General features: G+C 52.1%; 21 protein-coding genes and 1 riboswitch. Of the genes, 1 reads left to right on the forward strand and 20 read right to left on the reverse strand.

From position 1 onward, the window contains the following. Positions 1 to 15 precede the first annotated feature (15 nt). The 5 genes from B5E82_RS00185 to B5E82_RS00205 all read right to left on the reverse strand — a co-directional run bounded on the left by B5E82_RS00185 (position 16) and on the right by B5E82_RS00205 (position 6,935). Positions 16 to 1,602 carry an ABC transporter substrate-binding protein gene (locus B5E82_RS00185; RefSeq protein WP_087305147.1) on the reverse strand — a complete coding sequence of 529 codons (1,587 nt, stop codon included), beginning with the start codon at positions 1,600 to 1,602 and terminating at the stop codon, positions 16 to 18. Further along, complete coding sequence (nikC, locus tag B5E82_RS00190; protein ID WP_087305149.1) at positions 1,599 to 2,459, reverse strand: nickel transporter permease; 861 nt, start codon at positions 2,457 to 2,459, stop codon at positions 1,599 to 1,601. The genes B5E82_RS00185 and nikC overlap by 4 nt, the downstream gene beginning before the upstream one ends. Positions 2,460 to 2,462: 3 nt before the next feature. Continuing rightward, positions 2,463 to 3,404 carry a nickel ABC transporter permease gene (gene nikB / locus B5E82_RS00195; RefSeq protein WP_087305661.1) on the reverse strand — a complete coding sequence of 314 codons (942 nt, stop codon included), beginning with the start codon at positions 3,402 to 3,404 and terminating at the stop codon, positions 2,463 to 2,465. A 153-nt stretch (positions 3,405 to 3,557) separates the two neighbouring features. Beyond that, a riboswitch (cobalamin riboswitch) is annotated at positions 3,558 to 3,776 on the reverse strand. A 127-nt stretch (positions 3,777 to 3,903) separates the two neighbouring features. Then, positions 3,904 to 5,490, reverse strand: coding sequence for an ABC transporter substrate-binding protein (locus tag B5E82_RS00200; protein ID WP_087305151.1), 1,587 nt, complete (start codon positions 5,488 to 5,490; stop codon positions 3,904 to 3,906). Positions 5,491 to 5,717: 227 nt separating this feature from the next. Then, positions 5,718 to 6,935, reverse strand: a complete 1,218-nt coding sequence (locus B5E82_RS00205) for a D-alanyl-D-alanine carboxypeptidase family protein (protein WP_442911299.1) — start codon at positions 6,933 to 6,935, stop codon at positions 5,718 to 5,720. A gap of 228 nt (positions 6,936 to 7,163) precedes the next feature. Between B5E82_RS00205 and B5E82_RS00210 the strand changes: the two genes are divergently transcribed. Beyond that, positions 7,164 to 7,952: an immunity protein Imm33 domain-containing protein gene (locus B5E82_RS00210; protein ID WP_162609716.1), complete on the forward strand. Its 789-nt coding sequence runs from the start codon at positions 7,164 to 7,166 to the stop codon at positions 7,950 to 7,952. Positions 7,953 to 7,964: 12 nt separating this feature from the next. On the opposite strand, the gene B5E82_RS00215 is transcribed toward B5E82_RS00210, so the two are convergent. The 15 genes from B5E82_RS00215 to B5E82_RS00285 form a co-directional block, all read right to left on the reverse strand. Next, complete coding sequence (locus B5E82_RS00215) at positions 7,965 to 8,126, reverse strand: FeoB-associated Cys-rich membrane protein (protein ID WP_087305157.1); 162 nt, start codon at positions 8,124 to 8,126, stop codon at positions 7,965 to 7,967. Position 8,127: 1 nt separating this feature from the next. Further along, positions 8,128 to 8,379 carry a Fur family transcriptional regulator gene (locus B5E82_RS00220; protein ID WP_087166114.1) on the reverse strand — a complete coding sequence of 84 codons (252 nt, stop codon included), beginning with the start codon at positions 8,377 to 8,379 and terminating at the stop codon, positions 8,128 to 8,130. A gap of 118 nt (positions 8,380 to 8,497) precedes the next feature. Further along, positions 8,498 to 10,693 (reverse strand): ferrous iron transport protein B, encoded by a 2,196-nt coding sequence (gene feoB, locus B5E82_RS00225; RefSeq protein WP_087305159.1) that lies wholly within the window; start codon positions 10,691 to 10,693, stop codon positions 8,498 to 8,500. 120 nt (positions 10,694 to 10,813) lie between these two features. Next, complete coding sequence (locus B5E82_RS00230; protein ID WP_087166112.1) at positions 10,814 to 11,032, reverse strand: FeoA family protein; 219 nt, start codon at positions 11,030 to 11,032, stop codon at positions 10,814 to 10,816. Between the two features lie 40 nt (positions 11,033 to 11,072). Further along, positions 11,073 to 11,297: a FeoA family protein gene (locus B5E82_RS00235; protein WP_242966201.1), complete on the reverse strand. Its 225-nt coding sequence runs from the start codon at positions 11,295 to 11,297 to the stop codon at positions 11,073 to 11,075. A 123-nt stretch (positions 11,298 to 11,420) separates the two neighbouring features. After that, positions 11,421 to 11,834 carry a flavodoxin gene (locus tag B5E82_RS00240; protein WP_087305161.1) on the reverse strand — a complete coding sequence of 138 codons (414 nt, stop codon included), beginning with the start codon at positions 11,832 to 11,834 and terminating at the stop codon, positions 11,421 to 11,423. Between the two features lie 63 nt (positions 11,835 to 11,897). Further along, positions 11,898 to 12,485: a DUF3793 family protein gene (locus B5E82_RS00245; RefSeq protein ID WP_162610661.1), complete on the reverse strand. Its 588-nt coding sequence runs from the start codon at positions 12,483 to 12,485 to the stop codon at positions 11,898 to 11,900. Then, the gene (locus tag B5E82_RS00250) at positions 12,485 to 12,763 is read right to left on the reverse strand and encodes a DUF2325 domain-containing protein (RefSeq protein WP_087305662.1); all 279 of its coding nucleotides are present in this window, start codon (positions 12,761 to 12,763) and stop codon (positions 12,485 to 12,487) included. The genes B5E82_RS00245 and B5E82_RS00250 overlap by 1 nt, the downstream gene beginning before the upstream one ends. A gap of 248 nt (positions 12,764 to 13,011) precedes the next feature. Further along, a complete protein-coding gene (locus B5E82_RS00255) occupies positions 13,012 to 13,461 on the reverse strand; it encodes a divergent PAP2 family protein (RefSeq protein ID WP_087305165.1) in 450 nt (149 codons plus the stop codon). A gap of 316 nt (positions 13,462 to 13,777) precedes the next feature. Next, positions 13,778 to 15,040 (reverse strand): zinc-binding dehydrogenase, encoded by a 1,263-nt coding sequence (locus B5E82_RS00260; protein WP_087305167.1) that lies wholly within the window; start codon positions 15,038 to 15,040, stop codon positions 13,778 to 13,780. 94 nt (positions 15,041 to 15,134) lie between these two features. Then, the gene (locus B5E82_RS00265; RefSeq protein WP_087305169.1) at positions 15,135 to 16,310 is read right to left on the reverse strand and encodes a PHP domain-containing protein; all 1,176 of its coding nucleotides are present in this window, start codon (positions 16,308 to 16,310) and stop codon (positions 15,135 to 15,137) included. A gap of 25 nt (positions 16,311 to 16,335) precedes the next feature. Then, positions 16,336 to 17,208: an SDR family NAD(P)-dependent oxidoreductase gene (locus B5E82_RS00270; protein ID WP_087305171.1), complete on the reverse strand. Its 873-nt coding sequence runs from the start codon at positions 17,206 to 17,208 to the stop codon at positions 16,336 to 16,338. A gap of 330 nt (positions 17,209 to 17,538) precedes the next feature. Next, positions 17,539 to 18,840: a 4Fe-4S dicluster domain-containing protein gene (locus B5E82_RS00275; protein ID WP_087305173.1), complete on the reverse strand. Its 1,302-nt coding sequence runs from the start codon at positions 18,838 to 18,840 to the stop codon at positions 17,539 to 17,541. A 74-nt stretch (positions 18,841 to 18,914) separates the two neighbouring features. Beyond that, complete coding sequence (gene scpB, locus B5E82_RS00280; RefSeq protein WP_087305175.1) at positions 18,915 to 19,532, reverse strand: SMC-Scp complex subunit ScpB; 618 nt, start codon at positions 19,530 to 19,532, stop codon at positions 18,915 to 18,917. A 2-nt stretch (positions 19,533 to 19,534) separates the two neighbouring features. After that, a complete protein-coding gene (locus B5E82_RS00285; protein ID WP_087305177.1) occupies positions 19,535 to 20,353 on the reverse strand; it encodes a segregation and condensation protein A in 819 nt (272 codons plus the stop codon). Between the last annotated feature and the right edge of the window lies 1 nt (position 20,354).

Below are 20,354 nucleotides of genomic sequence, written 5' to 3' on the forward strand. Positions count from 1 at the left end.
CCGCCGTTCTGTCTTTTACTCTGCCGGTCTGATATCCGTGGTAATCCAGTAATAATCCATCGGCGTAATGTCCGCCCCTGCCACCTTGTCTGCCCGGCTCGCGAAGGTACTGTTATAATAACCATGCACCAGCGTCGCCGCGTCATCGATCAAAAGCTGCTGCATCTCTATGATCAGTTCCAGCCGTTCCTGCTCGTCCACGGATGCCAGAAGCCGCTCATAAAGGGCGTCATATTCCTCATTCTCATAATATCCATAGGTGCCGGAATTTCCGGAATAAAAATTCCCCAGAAAGCCCGAAGGGTCTCCTGTAGGAACCACAATGGCATTGGAAGTAATCAAATCAAAGCTGCCCGCGCTCTGGTTTGCCAGAGCCGTGTCATAATCCTGCACCGTCACCGCGCAGCCGATGCCGATGGCTTCCAGGGAAATCGCCACCGCCTGGGCAAACTCATCCAGATTCCGGCTGCTGTAGGCCAGATAATTCAGATGGATATTCTGTCCGTCAAGCTCCCGGTATCCGTCTCCGTCCGTATCTGTGATTCCCGCCTCATCCAGAATCTGAACCGCTCTTTCCAAATCATAGGAATAGGAATCCGTGAGCTGCTCATACCCATAGGACAGGGAAGAGGGCAGCACAGAACAGCCCGGCGTATACATGCCTCCCACTGTCACATTGCACATGGTCTCATCGTCCACCGCGCAGAAAATGGCCTGCCGGAGAGCGTTATTTCCCAGAACACCGTGAAAATTGAAATAGGAATTCCCGAGACGGACGCCTGCCGTCGCAGATACATAATAATCCGAATCCGCCTCCAGCTCTGCCAGATCGCTGGGTGTCGTGATATTTTCCACCAAATCCACATCTCCGCTCTTTAAAGCCATGGCTTTTGTGGAGCTGTCCTCTGTCAGATAAACCGTGATGGAATCATAGGGCACTTCCCCATCCCAGTAATATCCATTCTTCACCAGCTCAATCGCAGAATTCTCTTCCAGGGAAGCCACCTGATAAGGGCCGGTTCCAATGACCTGGCTGTCAATCACGCTGGTATCCACAATTCCATACCAGGGATAGGCCAGGATTCCGGGAAGCGCTGCCGTCCGGCTGCTGCACACCAGCGTCACGGTCCCTGCCGCGTCGTCCGCTTCTATGGAAGAAAAGGACACATACTGGGAAGGCGTGGAACTGCCTGTCCCGTCAGCCTCCGTTCTGTAAAGCCGCTCCAGAGATTCTTTTACCACCGTGGGCGTCAGCTCATTTCCATTGGAAAATTTCACGCCCTCCCGGATATGCAGCACCCAGGTCGTATAATCCTCCGTCTCATAGGAATCGCAGAGCGCATTCTCCACCTCCACATTTTCATCAAAACGGAACAGACACTCTCCCACTCCGTAACGCAGAAAGCACCAGCTGGAATTCACATTCGTGATCGGGTCCATGGAATTGGAATAGCTGTAGCAGCTGAAATTCAGATGCGTTCCCCCATTTTCGGAAGAAGCACCGCTTCCGGAATCTTGCGTTCCGTTTCCTCCGCAGGCTGCCAGCCCCGCCGCCAGGACTCCCGCCATCAAAACCGCCGTAATTTTTCTCCTGTATCTCATTCGTTCTCCTTTCGTCCAAAACCGTTTCCCTGCTCATCCCTTGGATCCAGCACATCCCGCAGGCTGTCTCCCAAAAGATTAAATACCACTACGGTAATAAAGATGGCAAGTCCCGGAAAAATCATCAGCCAGGGAGCCGCCGTCAGATAGGCTCTGCCCTCGTTCAGCATCAGCCCCCATTCCGCTGTGGGCGCCTTTGCTCCAAATCCCAGAAACGAAAGGGCCGCGATCTCCATAATCATGCTTCCGATATCCGTCGCCCCCGTGATCAGAATTGTAGGGAGAACGTTCGGCAGCAGATACTTCCAGAGAATATGGGAAGACGTCGAACCCGTCACCCGGGCCGCCGCTATATAATCTCGTTCCCGGATCTTCAGCACCAGGCTGCGGACCAGCCGGGCATATTTAGTCCAGCTCACAACCGCTATCGCAATCACTGCGTTGGTCATGCTCGCCCCCAGAATTCCCGCCACAGCCAGCGCCAGCACCATGCCCGGGAAAGAAATCATCATATCCGAAATCCGCATAATCACCGCGTCCAGAATCCCGCCGAACCATCCGGCCAGAATTCCCAGAAGGGTTCCCGCAGTCATAATAATGCATACAAGAGCCAGGGAAGCCGCCAGAGAAGTTCTGGCTCCGTAAATCACACGGGAATAAAGATCCCGTCCCATCCGGTCCGTGCCAAACCAGTGCTCCGGGCCGGGAGGCTGAACCGCGTCGGCAAGCACTGCCTCGTAAGGATCGTGAGTCGCCAGTACCGGCGCAAACACCGCTATGGCAATCACCCCAAGGGTCAGAAGAAAAAATACCGTAAACGCCGGATTCTTCCGGACAAAATTCTTCAGCTTTTCCACCGTTTATCTGCCCCCTTTCTTGATTCTGGGGTCCAGAAGACCATAGGACAGATCCACCAGCAGATTCAGCACCATATAGATCAGAGCAATCCACAGCACATAGCCCTGGATCAGGGAGTAATCCATGGAAGTGATCGCGTCCACAGCCAGGCTTCCAAGGCCCGGATAAGAAAAAATTACTTCCACCACAGCCGTTCCTCCAAGCAGAGATCCCAGGGAGAGACCCAGCATCGTGATTAGAGGAAGTACAGAATTGGGCAGCACATGCCGCCAGAGAATCGTGCTCTCCTTAATCCCTCTGCAGCGGGCTCCGGTCACATAGTCCTGGTTCAATTCCTCCAGAAACGCCGTCCGCACCTGCCGCGTGTATTTTCCCATCATGGCAAAAGCCAGTGTAACCGCAGGCAGAATCAGCCGGTCAAAGCCCTGGCCGGACGACACCACAGGCACCACGCCCAGCTTCACGCCAAACACATACAGGAGGAGCAGACCCACCCAGAAATTCGGCAGAGACACCCCGAGGAACGTCAGCCCCCGCACAATATAATCGATGACGCCTCCTTTATGGACTGCTGAGAGAATCCCCAGGGGGACGGATACCAGCAGCATCAGAATCAGGGAAGCAAACGACAGCTTCAGCGTAGGTCCAAGCCTTGCAAGCAGAAGCTCCGCCACCGGTCTGTTCAGGGAGTAGGAGGTGCCGAAATCACCATGGAGGCAGTCCGTCAGCCAGTTCAGGTACTGAGTCAGAAAGGGCTCATTCAGCCCCAGCGCTTCCCGGGTCTGATCCAGTATTTCCTCGCTCGGAATCGTGCCGCTGGCCGCGTACATGGCCCGCACCGGATCTCCGGGCGCCATATAGGTCAGTCCGAAGGTCAGAAAGCTGATTCCGAACAGCACAATCACGATCTGAAGTATTCTTTTTAACAGACCGCTCTTTCTCATCTGTCCTTTTCCCCTTTCAACTACTATTTTAAATACCTTTAAGCAACACTCACGGGAACCGCAGGAACAGAAATTTCCTGCCACAGAATCAAACACCCCGCAGCAAGCTGACGGGGCGCAAAAAAAGCTGCGTCTCATCCTCCGTAAGAATCACACCTGAAGCGCCTGCAAGCAGTTCTCCTGACTTAAGTTCACCGCTTCAAAGCGCCTTCCCGGACGCTTTTCTCTGTCTTCCGGCCTCATAAGCCGGAAAGCAGACACGCCCAGTGGCATATCTCTGCCCCGAAGCTCCCTAACACAGTGACGGGATCGTACCGGAATCTCACCGGTTTCTCTATGAATCCTTGCGGAACTTGCAGCGGCTGGTTCAAAACCAGCAAATTTTCTGAAATTTTTTTATTTTATCATATATACTGCGGCAGGAAATGTCAAGACTTCTTTTTCCTGCTGTCTCCTTAAAGCGGATGTACAAGGACCGTAGATCCTTGCCATACCGGCGCTACCCTGCCTGAACATCTGTTGCTTCACTTACCCAGTAAAAATCCGCAGGCGTGCTCGTAATCCCGCTCACGGTGCTTTTCGTTACAAAATTCATCACCGGATAGCAGTAATAAATGCAGACGCTGTCGTCCAGCAGGATCTGCTCCGCCTCCTTTACCAGCTCCACGCGCCGGTCCGCGTCAGCTGTAACGGAGAGCTCGTCCATCACCGAATCGAATTCCGCGCTGGAGTATCCGAAGGAATTGTAGCTGCCGCCCGTCTTAAAATAGGTGTTCATATGATTTTCCGGATCTCCGCAGTTCAGGGCATTGATGCTCATGCACAGCATATCGTAATCTCCGCTCCCCAGCATATCGATGACCGTCTGGGTGTCATGGACCTCCAGCGTCACCCGGATTCCAAGTCCCGCCAGCTCCAGCTGCGTAGCCTCTGCCAGAATCTGCTGCTCAGGCCGCCCTGTATAATAGACAAACCGCAGATTGATCGCCTCTCCCTCCGGGGTTTCCCGGAAACCGTCCCCGTCGATATCCGCGTAGCCGGCCTCGTCCAGAAGCCGCGCAGCTCCCTCCGGATCGTATGCGTTGATATCAGTCAGCTCGTCATATCCATAGACAGACGCGGAAGTCAGAAGCGTCTTTCCCGCCACATATTCGCCGTTCAGCAGATTCTCACAGTAGGATTCCCTGTCAAGATACCGCAGGATTGCCTGGCGGAGAACCTCATCTCCCAGTACGCCGTTCTGATTCATGAAACCGTGGGCCGTCCGTCCGCTGGCCGTTCTCACAATGCGGTAGCTTTCATTGTTTTCGAAATCGCCGATGCTGGTCATGCTCACATTGTAGACTGCGTCAAAATCTCCTGACTGCAGTCCCATGGTCAGTGTGGACTGATCCTCTGTGTACACAAAAGTAATCCGATCCATCAGGACCTCTCCGCCCCAGTAATTCTCATTTTTTACCACCACAGTCTCCTTCGTCACCGGATCAAAAGATTCCACTACAAAGGGGCCGGTTCCCACAGGTCCTTCGTCCGCGATATTCGTCATATCCACTGTGGTATCGATAATTGTAAAATACGGGTCTGCCAGCTTATTGGGAAGAATCGGCTCGGGACTTTCCGTGGTAATGACCAGCGTCTGGCCGTCCGCCTCTATGGCCGCCGGCGTGAAATATTCCGTGCCCCTCATTCCGTTTTCATACACGTTTTCCAGGGACGCCTTCGCAAGCTCTGCCGTCAGCTTCGTTCCATTGGAAAAAGCCACATCATCCCGAATCGTGAAGGTCCAGACCGTATTGTCCTCGTTTACGGTATAATCCTCTGCAAGCCAGCCGGACACGGAAAAATCATCGTTCAGCTTCGTCAGCGTCTGGCCGATTCCGAAGCGGACCGCATACCAGCCGTCATAGCTCTGAAGCGGATCAAGGGTTCCGCAGCTCTGCCCCGTTCCAATGACGATATTTTTACCCTGCTCTGTATCGGAAGCGCCCCCGGAGCTGTTCCCCGTCCCTCCGCCGCAGCCGGCCAGCAGAACGCCGCTCAGCAAAAGGCTGAGCAGAAGCGCCGAAATCTTCTTTGTACTATTCATTCCCTTTCCTCCTGTAGCATTTTAAACAGTTCTGCATTTTTATCGAAATTTATTTTACGCATCTTCTGTTTCAGGCGCAAGCCTCCCCACCGGTTATTCATCCGGGTTTTTTTCTTTCAGAAATTCAGGGAAACTCCCCTTTTCCTTTCCTGCCATACATGCCTATCCGGGGGATAAACTCTGTTCGGCCTCTGCCCGGATTCTGTTCCCGCCCGATTCTGCTTCATTCAGAGAAAGAATTTCTCCGCAGTCCGGAAAAAACACCACCGCAGCGTCAGCTCCTCCACCGCGTCCACCGCTTCTATGGGATAAGCCTTCACCGCCGTCCCATTCAGATAATAGCAGACACTCCCCACGATCATGCCCGGTTCCACGGGAGCCGTAAGGCTTTCCGAAAGCTCTGTCTTTACCTGAACCTCTTCCCCCTCCGCCAGCAGAATCTTCAGATCCGGCTCCTCCGACGCCAGCCTCAGTCCCGTGTATGCTTCGTCCTGCAGATTCCCGCTTTCCGGAATCCCGTTTTCCACCGGAATGTTTCCCAGCATCACATCCTGCCATACATTCTGATACTGGTAGTTTTCCAGCCCGTAGCTCATAAGCTTTCTGGTATCGCTCCATTTATAGCTGCGGTTGTTTGGCCAGCCGCAGGCCAGAAGCGCCACGATAAAGGTCCTGCCGTCCCGTTCCAGCGCTCCCACGTAGCAGTAGCCTGCGTTATTTGTAAAGCCCGTTTTCCCTGAGAGCGCCCCTTCCATCATACCCAGGAAGGCATTCTTGTTTCCCACGGTAAAATTCCGAAGCCCCTCCGCATCCCCGAAGCTGTAGGCATTTGTCCGGGTGATTTTCAGGAATTCTTCCCTCTTCGGCGACTGGCAGATACAGTAACGCATGACGCGGGCCAGATCCGCCGCCGTCGTGGAATGGACGCCGTTTTCATCCTCTGCGTCCAGGCCGTTGGGCGTAATGTAATAGGTGTCGTAGCAGCCGATGTCTCTGGCCTTGGCGTTCATCATGGCCGCAAAGCCCTCCACCGAACCGCCCACATGCTCCGCGATGGCCACGGCGGAATCATTGTGGGATTCCAGCATCAGGGAATAGAGCAGATCCTCCAGCCGGTACTGCTCTCCCACCCGGACGCCAAGCTGCACATCGGGCATCCCGGCCGCATACTCCGACACAGTCACAATCTCGTCCAGATTGGCATTCTCCAGTGTAACGATCAGCGTCATGATCTTGGTAGTGCTGGCCATGGGCCTCTGTTCATACCCGTTTTTCTCAAACAAAATACGCCCAGAATCCGCGTCCATCAGAACCGCGGACTGTGCGTAAAGCTGGCGAAGCTCAGAGGGCGTCTCCTGCCCAGCCGTCTCTGTCTGCGCGTAGGCCTGCAGAGAAAGGCTTAAGACGAGGGCTGCCATGAGCAGAATACGGAACATTTTCTTCACTTCAACACGACCTGTACCTGATTTCCTTTCATTTTATTCCGGTACAGAGCTAAATAGAAGTTTCTATCCTCCGCTTGCAATTTTCTCAGCTTCCTGCTATTTTCACATAGCCGCAGGATTTTCGCAAGGCATCCCGGAAAAATTGAAAATCGCCTGCCGATATGCTACCATAAGCTGACAGGAACCCTCAGACCTCAACAGCGAAATAAAATGACGGAGGAAACCACTATGAACAAAATAGTGAAAGAAATCCAGAAAATCATGGCGCAGAATATGGCCTTCTATCTGCCTCATGTTAAAAAAAGCGATTTAGAAAAAAATGGTGCCGTTTTTTATATGAATGGGAATAATGGCACCGAATTTGACTGGTATGTAAACGACAGACTGCCGGCTTTTATGGTGTTTTATAATGACGCAGACAATTTGGGCGCTGCCAAATTGATGCTTTTTCCGGATGGAAACGCCGTATTATATCTTTACGATGAAAAAGGGAAAAGGCTCCTCAAGGAGGTAAGCATCTGTATCGAGGCAGCGGAAGCGGATATCGCTGCATTGGCCGCTATATTGAGAAACGAAGCAGATGATAAAGGAATATGGGACGCAGACGTGGAGGATATCTGTACAGATATTGAGCCCGGCAGTGACATGCTCCGCGAATTCACAGACAGGCGCAGGGATTACATGGTTTGGATAAACAGAAGAGAAATCTTAGCTTTAAATGCCTGCGTTTCAAAAAGGATCACGGAGGAGGGCTGGAAGGTCGGCTATATGGAAAGGCAGGAGCCCTGTGATGAAAAAGACAGCGGCTGGGTTTTTACCGCCGGAAACGAAGACGATGAATATTGTTCAGACTATCAGAATATCAGCCTCCTGAGCGTAGGCGCCGTATGGCAGCAATTAGATTCGGATATTTTTAAGTATATTGATATGCCCGTCGGAACCAGGCTGATTAGAATATCCCCGGAGAGCTTTGAAATCGATAAAAATGATAAAGAAATCTATACGATGAAAAGATGACCCTGGCCTGTATTACGGATTTTTCCTCTTATCCCCGCAGGCGCAGGCGCCGCTGCAGCCGCTGCAGCCTGCACAGCCGCAGGAAGAGCCTCCGCGCTTTTTATTGCGGATAATAGAACGGATACAGAAAAACAACGCTGCCGCAACCACTAAAAGTACAATGATATCTGTCATATCAATCTTCCTCCTTCACATCTCCGATTCGATACATGTTTCTCCGGTCAATGACGCCTGCCTCTTCCAGGGTCTTTATCATCCGGTACACGGTAGCAATCCCAACCGCCTGGTCCTTTTCCCGGACCTGATAATAGATCTCCTTACAACAGGAACAGTCATTTTCCAATATGGTGCTGATAATCAGTCTTCTCTGTTTCGTAATCCGGAACCCCCGCTCCTTTAAACGGTTGATAATCATTTCCTGACTCATGCTCTGACTTTCCTTCCCTGTCATTCATTATACCATACTTTTTTTGAAACCGGCACAGGATATAGCATATTCTGTGCCGGCTCTTTTCCATTCTTTCGTTTCTGTCAGTTTAAAAGACTCAGTTCATAAACAGTCCGCCGACTACATTTACCAGAAGGGAGACCACATACGCGGTCAGCATCTGGACGCCTACAGCCTTTCCAAGCTCTTTCCAGGTCTTCAGCTCACGCTTCATGGCGCCGACAGCCGCGAAACAGGGCATGCACAGAAGGTTGAATACCATGTAGGCATAAGCCGCGGATTTGGTCGGAATATCCTCATGCAGAGTCGGCAGCGCATTCTCGTCAGCTCCCTCAAACAGGATGCTTTCGGAATAAATGTCCGGAGCCGCTTCCGCGTCGTATACGCCTCCTTCAAAGCCCAGCTCTTCCAGCTCCTCCGGACTGTACTGGGAGAAGAAGCCTTCCAGATATTCCGGCGTGACATCCTCGCTGTACAGCTGTGAGAAGGTAACTACTACGTTCTCCTTCGCAATCCAGCCTGTCACGATGGCTGCCGCCGGTCTCCACTCGTTGAAGCCCTGAGGCGTAAAGATCGGAGCGAGCACACCGCCCAGGGAAGCCATAAAGCTGTCGTCCATCTCGCACATGATGCTTCCGTCTTCATTGGCTGCCGCATTATTTCCATTGAAGGAGTCCACATTAAAGTTGGACAGGAACCAGATCAGAATCGTGGAAACGAAGATTACGGTTCCGGCCTTCTGCGCATAGGCCTTTACCTTCTCCCAGCCGTGCAGGGCAATCGTCTTTACGGTAGGAATACGGTACTGGGGCAGCTCCATGATAAAGTTGGAGGTGTCATCCTTATACACCAGCTTGTTCAGCAGCAGCGCCACGATAATCGCAACCACAATACTGAATACATAAAGAGAGTAAGTAACAGCCGTCTGATTGCTGTCCGCAAACAGGGTGGAAACAATCAGGGCGAAAATCGGCAGCTTCGCGCCGCAGGGCATAAAGCCGCAGAGGATAGTCGTAATCTTTCTGTCTTTTTCAGACTCCATGGTACGGGTAGCCATGACAGCCGGAACAGAGCATCCAAAGCCCTGCAGCAGCGGAATAAACGCGCGGCCGGACAGACCAAATTTGCGGAAGATACGGTCAAGCACGAAGGCTACACGGGCCATGTATCCGCAGTCCTCCAGGAAGGACACCAGTACGTACAGCACCAAAATCAGCGGCAGGAAGCCGAGCACAGCGCCGATACCGCCCATGATGCCGTCAATCACAAGGGAATACACCCACGGAGAAGCGTTTGCTACCAGGCCTTCCACCAGACCAGTTACCCAGCCCCAGGCAGCCTCCACCACGCCGGCCAGCCAGATACCCGGGCTGTTGATGCCAAGGAACAGGAAGTTTTCGCTGTTCGTGCAGGCAAACAGGATATACATCACCACCGCAAAGATCGGAAGGGCCAGAATCCGGTTGGTCAGAATCTTATCCACCTTGTCAGAGGTGGTCTCTACATGGCCGGTCTTTCCTTTCTTGACTGTGTCCTTCACGACTTTGGAAATATACTGATAACGCTGGTCCGCTACCACAGCTTCCAGATCCGCGCCTGCGCCGTAGGCATCAGCCACGATCTTCTCCGCCTGGCTCTTCAGCTCGGCGGAAACTTTCTCGCCAACCTTCTCGTCGTTCTCCAGCAGCTTGACAGCCTTCCAAGCGCTGTCAGCCTCGCCGGCCGCATCCAGAGCCTCTTTGATCTTTGCAACCGTCGCGTCCAGCTTGTCGTCAAAAATCGGAAGCTTCTTTGGGGCCTTCTTCGCCTTCGCCACTTCCACGGCCTGGGCCATCAGTTCCGGAACGCCCTTGCCTTTACGGGCCACAATCGGAACGACCGGAACGCCGAGAATCTCTGACAGCTTCTCTGCGTTAATCCTGTCTCCTCTGGCTTCCACTTCGTCCATCATGTTCAGGGCGACAACCGTAGGAATTCCAGTCTCGATAATCTGAAGTGTCAGATACAGGTTGCGCTCGATACTGGTTGCGTCCACAATATCGATCACAGCATCCGGCTTCTCCATGATGATATAATCTCTGGCGATAATCTCCTCGGCAGAGTACGGGGACAGGGAATAGGTTCCCGGAAGGTCCATGATATTGATTTCCTTATTCTTCTTATATGTACCTTCTTTTTTGTCAACCGTTACGCCCGGCCAGTTTCCGACACGCTGCCTGGAGCCTGTCAGGTCGTTGAATAAAGTTGTTTTTCCGCAGTTGGGATTTCCCGCCAGCGCAATTACATATGACATTTTTGTCTTCCTCCACTCGTCCCGCACGGTTAGTTTACAATAATTAGTTTCAGCTAACGCTATGCGTAAAATTATGGGTTAAGCGAACCTTAACCCTGCATTGCTTTCCTTGTTTTTTGCTTACTGCACCTCGATACGCGCCGCTTCCTCTTTGCGGAGACTGAGCTCGTAGCCGCGCACATTGATTTCCACCGGATCGCCCAGCGGCGCCACCTTGATTACCTTGACCTCAACGCCGGGAGTGATCCCCATATCCATGATTCTGCGCTTCAGCTGCCCGCTTTCGCCGATGGATACCACCTTTCCGGACTGACCCGGTTTCATTTCTTTCAGTGTCATTCCTTCCCTTGCCCTCTCTTTCCGTTTCTCAACGCCCGAATTACGCTACCATAATCTGAGAAGCCAGGCCTCTGTTCAGCGCGATTCTCACGCCCTTCACCAGGAGAATCATGCCGCTGGGGTTCTCACCTACCACCTGCACCTTTTCCCCTTTCACAAAGCCGAGATCCTGAAGATGCCTCTTCACTTCTTCCTTTCCATGGAATTCCTGAATCGTCCTCGTTTCTCCAACTTCCATCATTGCCAGTGCCATCAGCCTCTCCATCCTTTCTCCTCTTAAGCAATTGAGAATAACTATCATTTCCAATAAGTATTAAAGCACTTTTTACCAGAGTTGTCAATAACTAATTTGTGATTCCTAACCGAAATATTTCCGAACGTATTCTCATCAGCCGAACAGCTTCTTTGCAAGCTCTGCCAGATGTTCCTGATCTTCCTCTCCCGGTTCGTTATTGGCGATTACAGTTCCGGCCACATCCGCTCCTGCTTCCTTCATGCGGGCTTCCCATCTGCGCATCCACTCGCCGTCGCCCCAGTCATAGGAACCGAAAAGACCGATTTTTTTGCCGGAAGCAAACTTCTCCACCTCCTGCACGAAGGGCTCCATCTCTCCCTCGTCCAGCTCCTCGTCACCCATGGCTGAGCATCCGAGAGCAAATACCGTCTCTTTCTCCAGGGCCGATGGGGATACGGAAGACACCTCTTCCACTTCTGCGCTGCCTCCCAGCTTCTCGATCTCCTCGCCCAGCATCTGAGCCATTCTTTCTGTATTTCCTGTACTGCTCCAGTATACTATCTTCATTTTTTTCCTCCTGCATTCATTTTTAGATATTGAATTTATAAAAAGCCCAAGGGCTTCCTACCATTAATAACCCTGCTGATATGTCTGCCAGGCTGATTCTGCCGCGCCCTCCTTCAGGCTGACCCCCGCTGCCACCAGCGCGGTCAGCGTCTGACGGAGCCTGTCATAGAGCCGGAATACCTCTCTGGCTCTGTCCACGTTTCCGTACACCTTCCAGTATCCGCATTCCAGAGCATCCTTTCCCTGATGCAGAATGAAACCCTCGATATCCTCCAGGGGATATTCCAGAAACAATCCGATCTCATGAGGAAATTCTCCGCCCCTTTTCTGATAGCCTTCATAGCGTTCCGCCAGGAGCTGAAGTTTCTCCGGAAGTTCCCTTCCCTCATATCCGTAAGCCCGCAGAAACTCCTGGTGTTCCTCCTTTTCCAGATACCTTTCCAGCCGTTCTCTGTCATAAAACAGAAGGTGGCAGTATTTCCGGCAGCTGCAGAGCTTTATCCAGGAAATCCGGCTGCCGGCCAGAACCTCCGGCAGGTATGCCGCAAGTTCCTGCTCTGCCGCCACCAGGTTGGCCGTCTTCTTCCTGAATAAAACAGGGGCGCAGTGGCTGGCAAGCAGTCTCTCCAGTTTCTCCCGCGCGCCGCCCATCAGCAGCAGCTCCTCAGGATTTCTTCCAGAGCCGCCTTGCTGCTGGTATGACAGCGGACAACATCGATGTTGTTTCTCTTCGCCTCTTCCAGCGCGCATTTTACCATCTTGTGGGATACTGTATTGGTAAACAGCACGAACAAATCCGGCTTTCCCACCTGTTTTTTCAGGTCTCCCGTCATCTGGGTAAAGACCTTCGCCTTACATTTATATGCCTTGCAGATGTCATGGTACTGGCGGACCATTCGGTCGTGTCCACCGATAATCACAATACTCATAAGCGTCTTTCCTCTCTTTCCCATGGAAGCTGATGATTATTCAGCACAAGCCGAATCACTTGCTGATGAGGCCGTAAGTTTCTTTTCTTATTAGTTTCTTCTAACTCCCATCCTTTTAAAAAGAATCCGCAGAAGGGATTCTTTTTATTCACAAGTTAGTTTTTACTAACCTCATGGTGTTATCTTACCACAGAATTTTCTGTCATTCAAGCCATCTATATGAGAAATATTCTCATGAACCGCCGGCATCAGGCCAGGAGAAGGCCGATAATAATGCCCAAAAGCGCTCCCATCAGCACCTGGAGCGGTGTATGGCCCACGAATTCCTTCAGCCTTTCCTCCGCAAGCGTTTTTCCGTTCATAGTCTTGAAGGTCTCCACAATTTCATTGATCAGCTTGGCCTGTTTCCCGGTCTCCAGACGCACTCCCATGGCGTCATGCATCACAATAATAGCCAGAATCACTGTCACGGCAAATTCAAAAGAACCCAGTCCGTAGATCTGACCGGAGACTGCCGCCATCGCGCATACGGTAGAGGAATGAGAGCTGGGCATTCCTCCGGAACCTGTCAGCCGCTCCGGCTCAAACTTTTTTGTGACAATCGTATGAATTACAGTTTTCAACACCTGTGCCACAAACCATCCGACAACCGCGCTCACCAGTACTCTGTTTCCAATCAGCTGCTCAAAACTGTTCATTTCTATTCTCCTTTTCCATCCTTTCCCAATCCAAACGCCGTCGAGGTACAAAGGACTGTACAAACTGACGCGCCGCCGCTCTTCATTGATAAAGGTATTCTTCTGTAATATTCTTTTTTATTATACCGGGCGTCGTCTTCTGTGGCAAGCCCCAAAGGGCACAGACAGCCTGAAAGCCGCGGTTTCGCAGACGACCGCACAGGCAGTCTGCGAAACCGCGGCTTTCCACATTTCAGGGCCGCTCTGCGGCTCGTCTGGTTTTCTTCAGAAGGTCTTACGGGCTGTTTCCGCGTTCCTCTTACGTCTGCCGGAACAATCAGATCGCCGGCGCGTTCTCAAGCAGATATTTCTCTGCTTCTGCGTTCCACAGTCCATTGGTCTTGGCTACCAGCTCCGCCAGTTTCGCGAACAGCGGATCTGTCTTCCCTTTTTCCTCAAAATCCGCAATTGCAGTCAGCGGCAGAGAGATATGGGTATAAATGAGTTTTTTTCCGCCCGGAACATGAGGCAGATTCAGCGTAGTCTCTCTTGCGACATCAAGACCGCCGATATGAGTCACCAAAATGGCCGGTTCCAGCTTTTTCTCACCGATCATGGTCAGACATTCCTTCATATCATCTGTATTTCCGCCGGAGGTTCCTACCACATGAGTTCCGGAATAATGTACGTTGTAGAAGTTGAACTTCGCGGAAAATTCCGGGTTAGAGGGACCTGCGAAAAAGTTCAGGCAGCCATCCTGAGCCAGAATGCTGTCCGCCAGCTCTACCACGGGCGCCACCGGCGCAAATACCAGCACGTCATCATATCCCTTTCCGTCTGTGAAGCTCATCATAAATTCATGATCATTTTCCACCTTGCCTGTATTTGCGTAAACAAGCTTAATACCGTTCTCTTCCGCTTCCTTCGGGGAAAGCATCTGCTCTGCCCGGGCCAGTCTTGCGTCATCAATATCGGTAACCACCAGCAGAGACGGTCTTCTGTCACAGTGGATGATATAATCGATAGCTGCGAGTCCCATGGGTCCCACTCCTGCAAGAATCGCCATTCTTCCTCCCTTGCGGATTCCCATGTCATGCTCGTACTTTCCTCTTGTGGCATGATACATAGCATGGAAGGTTCCTGCCACGCAGGACAGCGGCTCTGTCAGGGAACCGCCGAAATAACTTTCCCCGGAGTAATGAAGCAGGCAGCCCATCTCCATGACCTCATTGGGAATGATAACATAAGTGGCATCCCCGCCGATATACTCATAGGAATATCCCGGAGCAGCCAGGCTTCCCTTATAATTCAGCGCCGGCTGGATAGAGAATTTCTCTCCCGCCTTGAATTCATCCGCCCACTTGGAGCCTACCTTGACCAGCTCGCCGCAGAACTCATGACCGATGATCGTAGGATGCTCTGCCACGTCATCCGGCACGCGCTTGTGGTCTGCCCCCTGCATGGCTGCCTTATAGGAAGACATGCAGATACTGTCAGATACTACCTTTGCCAGGATTTCATCATCCTTGGGTTCCGGAAGCTCAAACTCCTCCAGCCGCAGATCCTCTTTGCCGTAAAGTCTCAGTGCCTTTGTTTTCATACTCTTTCTCCTTTAAATGATATTTATGATAGGTTTCTCTCGGTTTCTTTTTCATCATCCGGCGCAGAGCCCGCCGCTTCTTTGGCAGCCCTGCTCAATCCTTTTCCCGCTCAACCAGTTTCCAGGCCGCATCCACCAGATGACGGAACTGGGGGTCTGAAAGCTGAGGGCAAATCATACTCTGGCGGGAAGAATTCACGTCCTCTCCGGAAATTTCCATCATGCCGTAGTCCCGGCACAGCTTCTGCAGTCTCTCAAGCTGTTCTCTTGTATTGCGGGCCGGCATGTAGGTGACGCCCCGGACACCTTCTTCCTTCAGCATCTCAAACAGTTCATCCAGAAAATCGTCCTCGAATTTCGCCGCCTTCTTATCGCCGGTAACAGAATCCGTCACATCGCCCAGATAAGGATAGCAGAGAACCGCTCCCACCTCATCGGCCAGCTTTACCAGGTCCGCAAAGGCGATACATTCCTCTGTGGCGGGAATATAGATTTTGCTTACCAGTTCCGCTTTCATCACACCCAGCAGATCATAGATCAGATGAGGGTTCTCCGGATCGGAAAGGCGTTCTCTCGTCTTATCATTCAGGCCGATTCCAAGCTCCTGCTCCACGAATTTGACGCAGCCTTCTTTTCCGGCTTTATCCAGGATCTTCTGGCTCAGGGCGCAGAGCAGATGGCGTTCTGTAATGGAACCGCCGTTTGCGTACTGGGAAATCGGGATCACGTCCCTGTCAAAGTCCAGCGTTATTCCAAAGGGTTCCATCAGACGGTTGATATTTTCCGTCATCTTCCGGTTGCGTTCATTTCTTTTTTCCCTTAAGGGAGCGAAGACCTCGTTCAGTCTCGCAAAACCGGAAGACGGAACGCTGTGAACCGCCATATAGCAGATACCCGCCTGATCCGGATTATTCAGCTTTCTTCCGGCCATCCGCGTACCGGAAAGATCCGCCCTGCATTCCATGCCGCAGGTGGTCCCGATTCCCGCAATCTTTCCTGCCTTCCGGAATTCCTCAGCCCCGGCAATGGTATCATGATCCATGATGCCCGCCGTCTCCAGCCCCTCATCCCGCGCGCAGTACACAGCCGCTGTAGGGGAATAGGGTGAAAATGAATATATGGTATGTATATGGTTATTGGCGTACTGGGGCTTTACCTCCGGATGCTCCTTTTCACCGCCGATTATAATCGCCAGATTCGCCAGCCGCTCCTCGGGCGACGGCGCGTTCAAAAGCTTCAGAACCTCCTGACGCTCTACAAACTTATCCATGGACTCCTCCTTTTTCACACGCTTTTCAATTCAGCATGGTCTGGCCGCCGGTCACCGGAATTGCCTGTCCGGTCTCAAATTCCTGCTCCACCGCGTAAAACAGAGCCTTCGCCACATCCTTCGGCGTACAGCCTCTGTGAATCGGGGACTTGGACAGGTAGTAATCCTTTACATCCTGCACTGTCTTCGCTCCCGGCACCTTTCCCGCGTTCAGATACTGCACGAAAAGACCTTTCTCCGGGTCCGACCAGAGGGGGCCGTCATAGAAGTTGCCCGGGCAGATAGAATTTACCTTGATATTGGAACCTACCAGCTCCAGCGCAAAGCTCTGGGTCAGTCCGATGCCGCCGAACTTTCCGCCCGCATAAGCGCTGTTATTTCTGGAGCCTTCCAGTCCGGATTTGGAATTGATCTGAATAATGTCAAACCAGAGTGTTTCATCCGCCTCATGCTGGGCTTTCATAATTGCGGAAGCGTACTTAGCCGCGTTGAAATATCCGATATAATTCACCTTTGTCACGAAGGTAAAAGCTTCCGGAGTCAAATCCTCCAGGCTGCCCGCCTTCAGTACACCCGCGTTCGATACAAAAATATCGATACCGCCGAAATGTTCCACTGCCCCGCAGACCATGGCTTCCATGGACGCGGCATCAGATACATCCACCTTCAGGCCGATTGCGCGCTCCCCGAGTCCCTTCGCGGCTTCTCTTGCCTGAGCGTCATTGAGGTCCGCCAGAACCACGCTGGCTCCCTCCCGGTACATCTCCTCTGCGATTCCAAGACCGAAGCCCTGGGCTCCGCCTGTGACTACCGCAATCTTGCCTGCCAGACGTCCGGCTGTCTGGGGACGGTTGTGAATGTTTTTCTTTGCATACTCCTTTGCTTCTGCTAAATTCATCTTCGATCCCTCCTGGTATCCCACTGTTTTTTGAGTTTCAACTTGATTTCGCCTTGATTTCTAGTTTTATTATAGCATCATATCAACATAAGTCAATATAAATATTACAAATCCAACATAAAAATCAACATGTCATTTTCGTCTGCCCGGCTTAATCAAAAAAAGCGGCATAGCCAAAATTGACTATACCGCTTTCTCTTATCTTACACAGAAAGACAGACCCGTCTTCTGCCGAATCCCATCCGCCCGGGACGGACTGTTATAAAACAAAATCCGTTCCCGATATCCGTCACTTGTAAAAACAGCTGTATCTCGTATCTGAATCTAATTCTAATTCTTTTTCTTTTTATTCTTATTGAGCTGGCTGGAAATCAGCTTATCCAGATAAATAGATTTAAACTGTTTGCTTGCCAGCGCCTGTTTCAGAGGAGGCAGCTCCAGAATTGCCGCAAACACCGCTGCCATGGCCCGGTGGTTCGCAAAAGCCTGATTGTCAAAAACCAGATTCTGCAGCGTACCCTTCTCAATGGCCTGAAGCACAAAACGGTGGGTGCTGTTCACCGGAGTAATCACCTGAATGGGCCGGCGCTTCATCTCTATGGCCTTCTTTGCGCAGTTAGCGGCGCAGACGCCGCAGCCCAGGCAGATATCCGTATCAATGACTGCTTTTTTCTTCCCGTTTTCCTCTTCCTTCATGGATATGGCCAGAATCGGACAGGCTTTCGCACACTTTTCACAGCCCACGCAGGATTCTTCCTTTATCTCCGGAATATAATTGGTCGTGGCCACCGGCTGCATGGGACTGAACCGTCTGGCCGCCTGCAGGGCTTCGCAGCAGCAGCCGCAGCAGTTGCAGATAAACGCCGGATTCTCCCGGACATTCTCTCCGATCTGCACCAGATTATGGGCATAGGAACGCTCCAGAGCGTCTTTGGCCTCCGCCTTGTCAATCAGCCGGGCATATCCGCCATGCTCTGCCAGGGAACGGGCCACATTGCCGAAGGTCAGACAGACGTCCAGCGGCGCGCCTATCTCGCAGGGATGCCCCGCATGATACATTTTGTGGCGGCAGTAACACAGGCCCAGGCCGATATATTCTGCCTCTTCAATGATATGCGTGGCTCTCTCATAATCCAGAATATGAAGTGTATTCTCATTTGTCAGCACGGGCTCCCGCACATAGACCCGGCCAAGCTTCGTCTCCGTAGCCCAGAAAAGCTCTTTTACGAAGTCCTCCTCCACATTCATGTACTGGTAATACAGCTCGCTCAGATACTTCTGATCGATATCTCCTCTCGTACGCATCAGGGCAAATTCAATAAAGCCTGCCATAGGAGGCGGCATCACGAATTTGCGCACTCCGTTGTGATAAGAATCTACCAGAAGAGCCTTCTCGCAAAGATGGGTCAGAAACTTCTCCGCCTTTGCTTCACTGGTATTCCAGATCTTTGCGGCTTTTTTCGCCGTAAAGGGGCGCACCGGAAGAAGAGAGACCCACTTGGCCTCCTTTTCCGTATAGAGCACCTGCAAAATCTTATACAGGGTCCCTGAAAACGCAGGCGCTCCCTGTGTAAACCAGTTAATACGGTCTTCCAGGTTCTTATAAGCGTTTCTGCTTGTAAGATGTCCCATACTCATCCTCCTCTTGTTCTTTGAATTTTTCTATTTTTCCGCGGTTTTGAAAACCTGCGGGATTTTCCGGACAGCTATGCCGGCTCTGGAGATGCCTTGGGAAGTTCCTCCTGGCTTTCTGCCGGAAGGCCGAGCTCTTCCTCTGCTTCCTCCTTAAAGTCTTCCATCTGCTCCGGAGATGCCTTGGGAAGCTCCTCCACCGAGCTGACTCCAAAGCTTCTCAGAAACTCCTCTGTCGTGCCGAACAGTATCGGACGGCCCGGCGCGTCCAGGCGGCCCACCTCCTCAATCAGTCCGTACTCCACCAGCTTGTTGACCGCATGATCACTTTTGACGCCGCGGATCTTCTCTATCTCAAGCTTTGTCACCGGCTGCTTGTAAGCTACGATGGACAGAGTCTCCAGAAGCACCTCCGTCAGCGTATACTTTCTCGGCTGCTTCACAATGCGGATCAGCTCCCCGTAATGCTCCCGTTTCGTACAGAGCTGCCAGGCATCCTCCAGCTCCAGCAGGCGGATTCCCCTGTCCTCTTCCTCGTAGCGCAGTTCCATGCGCCGCAGAATGTCTCTCATCTCACCGGAGTCCAGCTCCAGCGCAGACGCAAGCCTGGCCGTCTCCACTGAGCCGCCTGCCGCAAACAATATCGCCTCTACCGCCGCCCTGATCGCGGCCTCCGTTCTCTTTTCTTCCACAGTTACGCTCCTTGCTGTCCCGCTTCTTCCGGGACATCCTTATCTGAAATTCCATCGTCTTCCGGGGCGGCAGCCGCCTCCATCTGAATATAGATCTCTCCGAAAGTCCCTTCCTGTTTCACCGTGAGCTTTCCGACCTTCATCAGCTCCAGCACAGCCAGGAAGGTCACGATCACCTGCATCTTCCCATGCCGCTTCTTTCCTTCCAGAAGCCTGCGGAAGCTTGTGCGCGGCTCCTTTTTCAGGGTCTCTTCCACATAGGAAATCCGATCCTCCAGGCTGACTTCTTCTTTCTCAATCTCACCAAAGCCGCTCCGCACCGGGTCCACCTTTTCCGCGGATCTGCGCAGAACGTCCCGGAAAATCTCATCCAGCTTCGCGAGCGTCAGATCTCCCACCAGCTTGTCCAGATCTACGGGCTCAATATAGGAGGCCACCTCCTGCGGAATGTCCTCCTGGCGGTAAAAGGCCTGTCCGGCCTGGTTCTGCCGTTTTCCCAGCTCTCCCGCCATGTACTTGTACAGCTTATATTCCAACAGGCGTTCTACCAGATCTGCTCTCGGGTCTATCTCTTCCCCTTCCTCATTGACCTCCGCAGGCAGAAGCATCTTCGCCTTGATCTCCAGGAGGGTAGCCGCCATCACGAGAAATTCACTCATCACATTCAGATCCTTTTTCTCCATGGCGCGGATATATTCCATATACTGATCGGTAATCGTCACAATGGGGATATCATAAATATCGATTTTATTGCTTTCTATCAAATGCAGAAGAAGGTCGAGAGGACCTTCAAACGCAGGCAGTTTTACGGGAATTCCCATG

The sequence above is a fragment of the Lachnoclostridium sp. An138 genome, from assembly GCF_002160765.1.
Lineage (GTDB): Bacteria > Bacillota > Clostridia > Lachnospirales > Lachnospiraceae > Laedolimicola > Laedolimicola faecalis.

What these genes read in the sequence shown, in the direction of transcription:
- B5E82_RS00185 (WP_087305147.1), bottom strand. Translation starts at nt 1,602, where the DNA reads ATGAGATACAGGAGAAAAATTACGGCGGTTTTGATGGCGGGAGTCCTG.
- nikB (WP_087305661.1), bottom strand. Translation starts at nt 3,404, where the DNA reads ATGAGAAAGAGCGGTCTGTTAAAAAGAATACTTCAGATCGTGATTGTG.
- B5E82_RS00200 (WP_087305151.1), bottom strand. Translation starts at nt 5,490, where the DNA reads ATGAATAGTACAAAGAAGATTTCGGCGCTTCTGCTCAGCCTTTTGCTG.
- B5E82_RS00210 (WP_162609716.1), top strand. Translation starts at nt 7,164, where the DNA reads ATGAACAAAATAGTGAAAGAAATCCAGAAAATCATGGCGCAGAATATG.
- B5E82_RS00215 (WP_087305157.1), bottom strand. Translation starts at nt 8,126, where the DNA reads ATGACAGATATCATTGTACTTTTAGTGGTTGCGGCAGCGTTGTTTTTC.
- B5E82_RS00220 (WP_087166114.1), bottom strand. Translation starts at nt 8,379, where the DNA reads ATGAGTCAGGAAATGATTATCAACCGTTTAAAGGAGCGGGGGTTCCGG.
- feoB (WP_087305159.1), bottom strand. Translation starts at nt 10,693, where the DNA reads ATGTCATATGTAATTGCGCTGGCGGGAAATCCCAACTGCGGAAAAACA.
- B5E82_RS00230 (WP_087166112.1), bottom strand. Translation starts at nt 11,032, where the DNA reads ATGACACTGAAAGAAATGAAACCGGGTCAGTCCGGAAAGGTGGTATCC.
- B5E82_RS00235 (WP_242966201.1), bottom strand. Translation starts at nt 11,297, where the DNA reads ATGGAGAGGCTGATGGCACTGGCAATGATGGAAGTTGGAGAAACGAGG.
- B5E82_RS00240 (WP_087305161.1), bottom strand. Translation starts at nt 11,834, where the DNA reads ATGAAGATAGTATACTGGAGCAGTACAGGAAATACAGAAAGAATGGCT.
- B5E82_RS00245 (WP_162610661.1), bottom strand. Translation starts at nt 12,485, where the DNA reads ATGGGCGGCGCGCGGGAGAAACTGGAGAGACTGCTTGCCAGCCACTGC.
- B5E82_RS00250 (WP_087305662.1), bottom strand. Translation starts at nt 12,763, where the DNA reads ATGAGTATTGTGATTATCGGTGGACACGACCGAATGGTCCGCCAGTAC.
- B5E82_RS00255 (WP_087305165.1), bottom strand. Translation starts at nt 13,461, where the DNA reads ATGAACAGTTTTGAGCAGCTGATTGGAAACAGAGTACTGGTGAGCGCG.
- B5E82_RS00260 (WP_087305167.1), bottom strand. Translation starts at nt 15,040, where the DNA reads ATGAAAACAAAGGCACTGAGACTTTACGGCAAAGAGGATCTGCGGCTG.
- B5E82_RS00265 (WP_087305169.1), bottom strand. Translation starts at nt 16,310, where the DNA reads ATGGATAAGTTTGTAGAGCGTCAGGAGGTTCTGAAGCTTTTGAACGCG.
- B5E82_RS00270 (WP_087305171.1), bottom strand. Translation starts at nt 17,208, where the DNA reads ATGAATTTAGCAGAAGCAAAGGAGTATGCAAAGAAAAACATTCACAAC.
- B5E82_RS00275 (WP_087305173.1), bottom strand. Translation starts at nt 18,840, where the DNA reads ATGGGACATCTTACAAGCAGAAACGCTTATAAGAACCTGGAAGACCGT.
- B5E82_RS00285 (WP_087305177.1), bottom strand. Translation starts at nt 20,353, where the DNA reads ATGGGAATTCCCGTAAAACTGCCTGCGTTTGAAGGTCCTCTCGACCTT.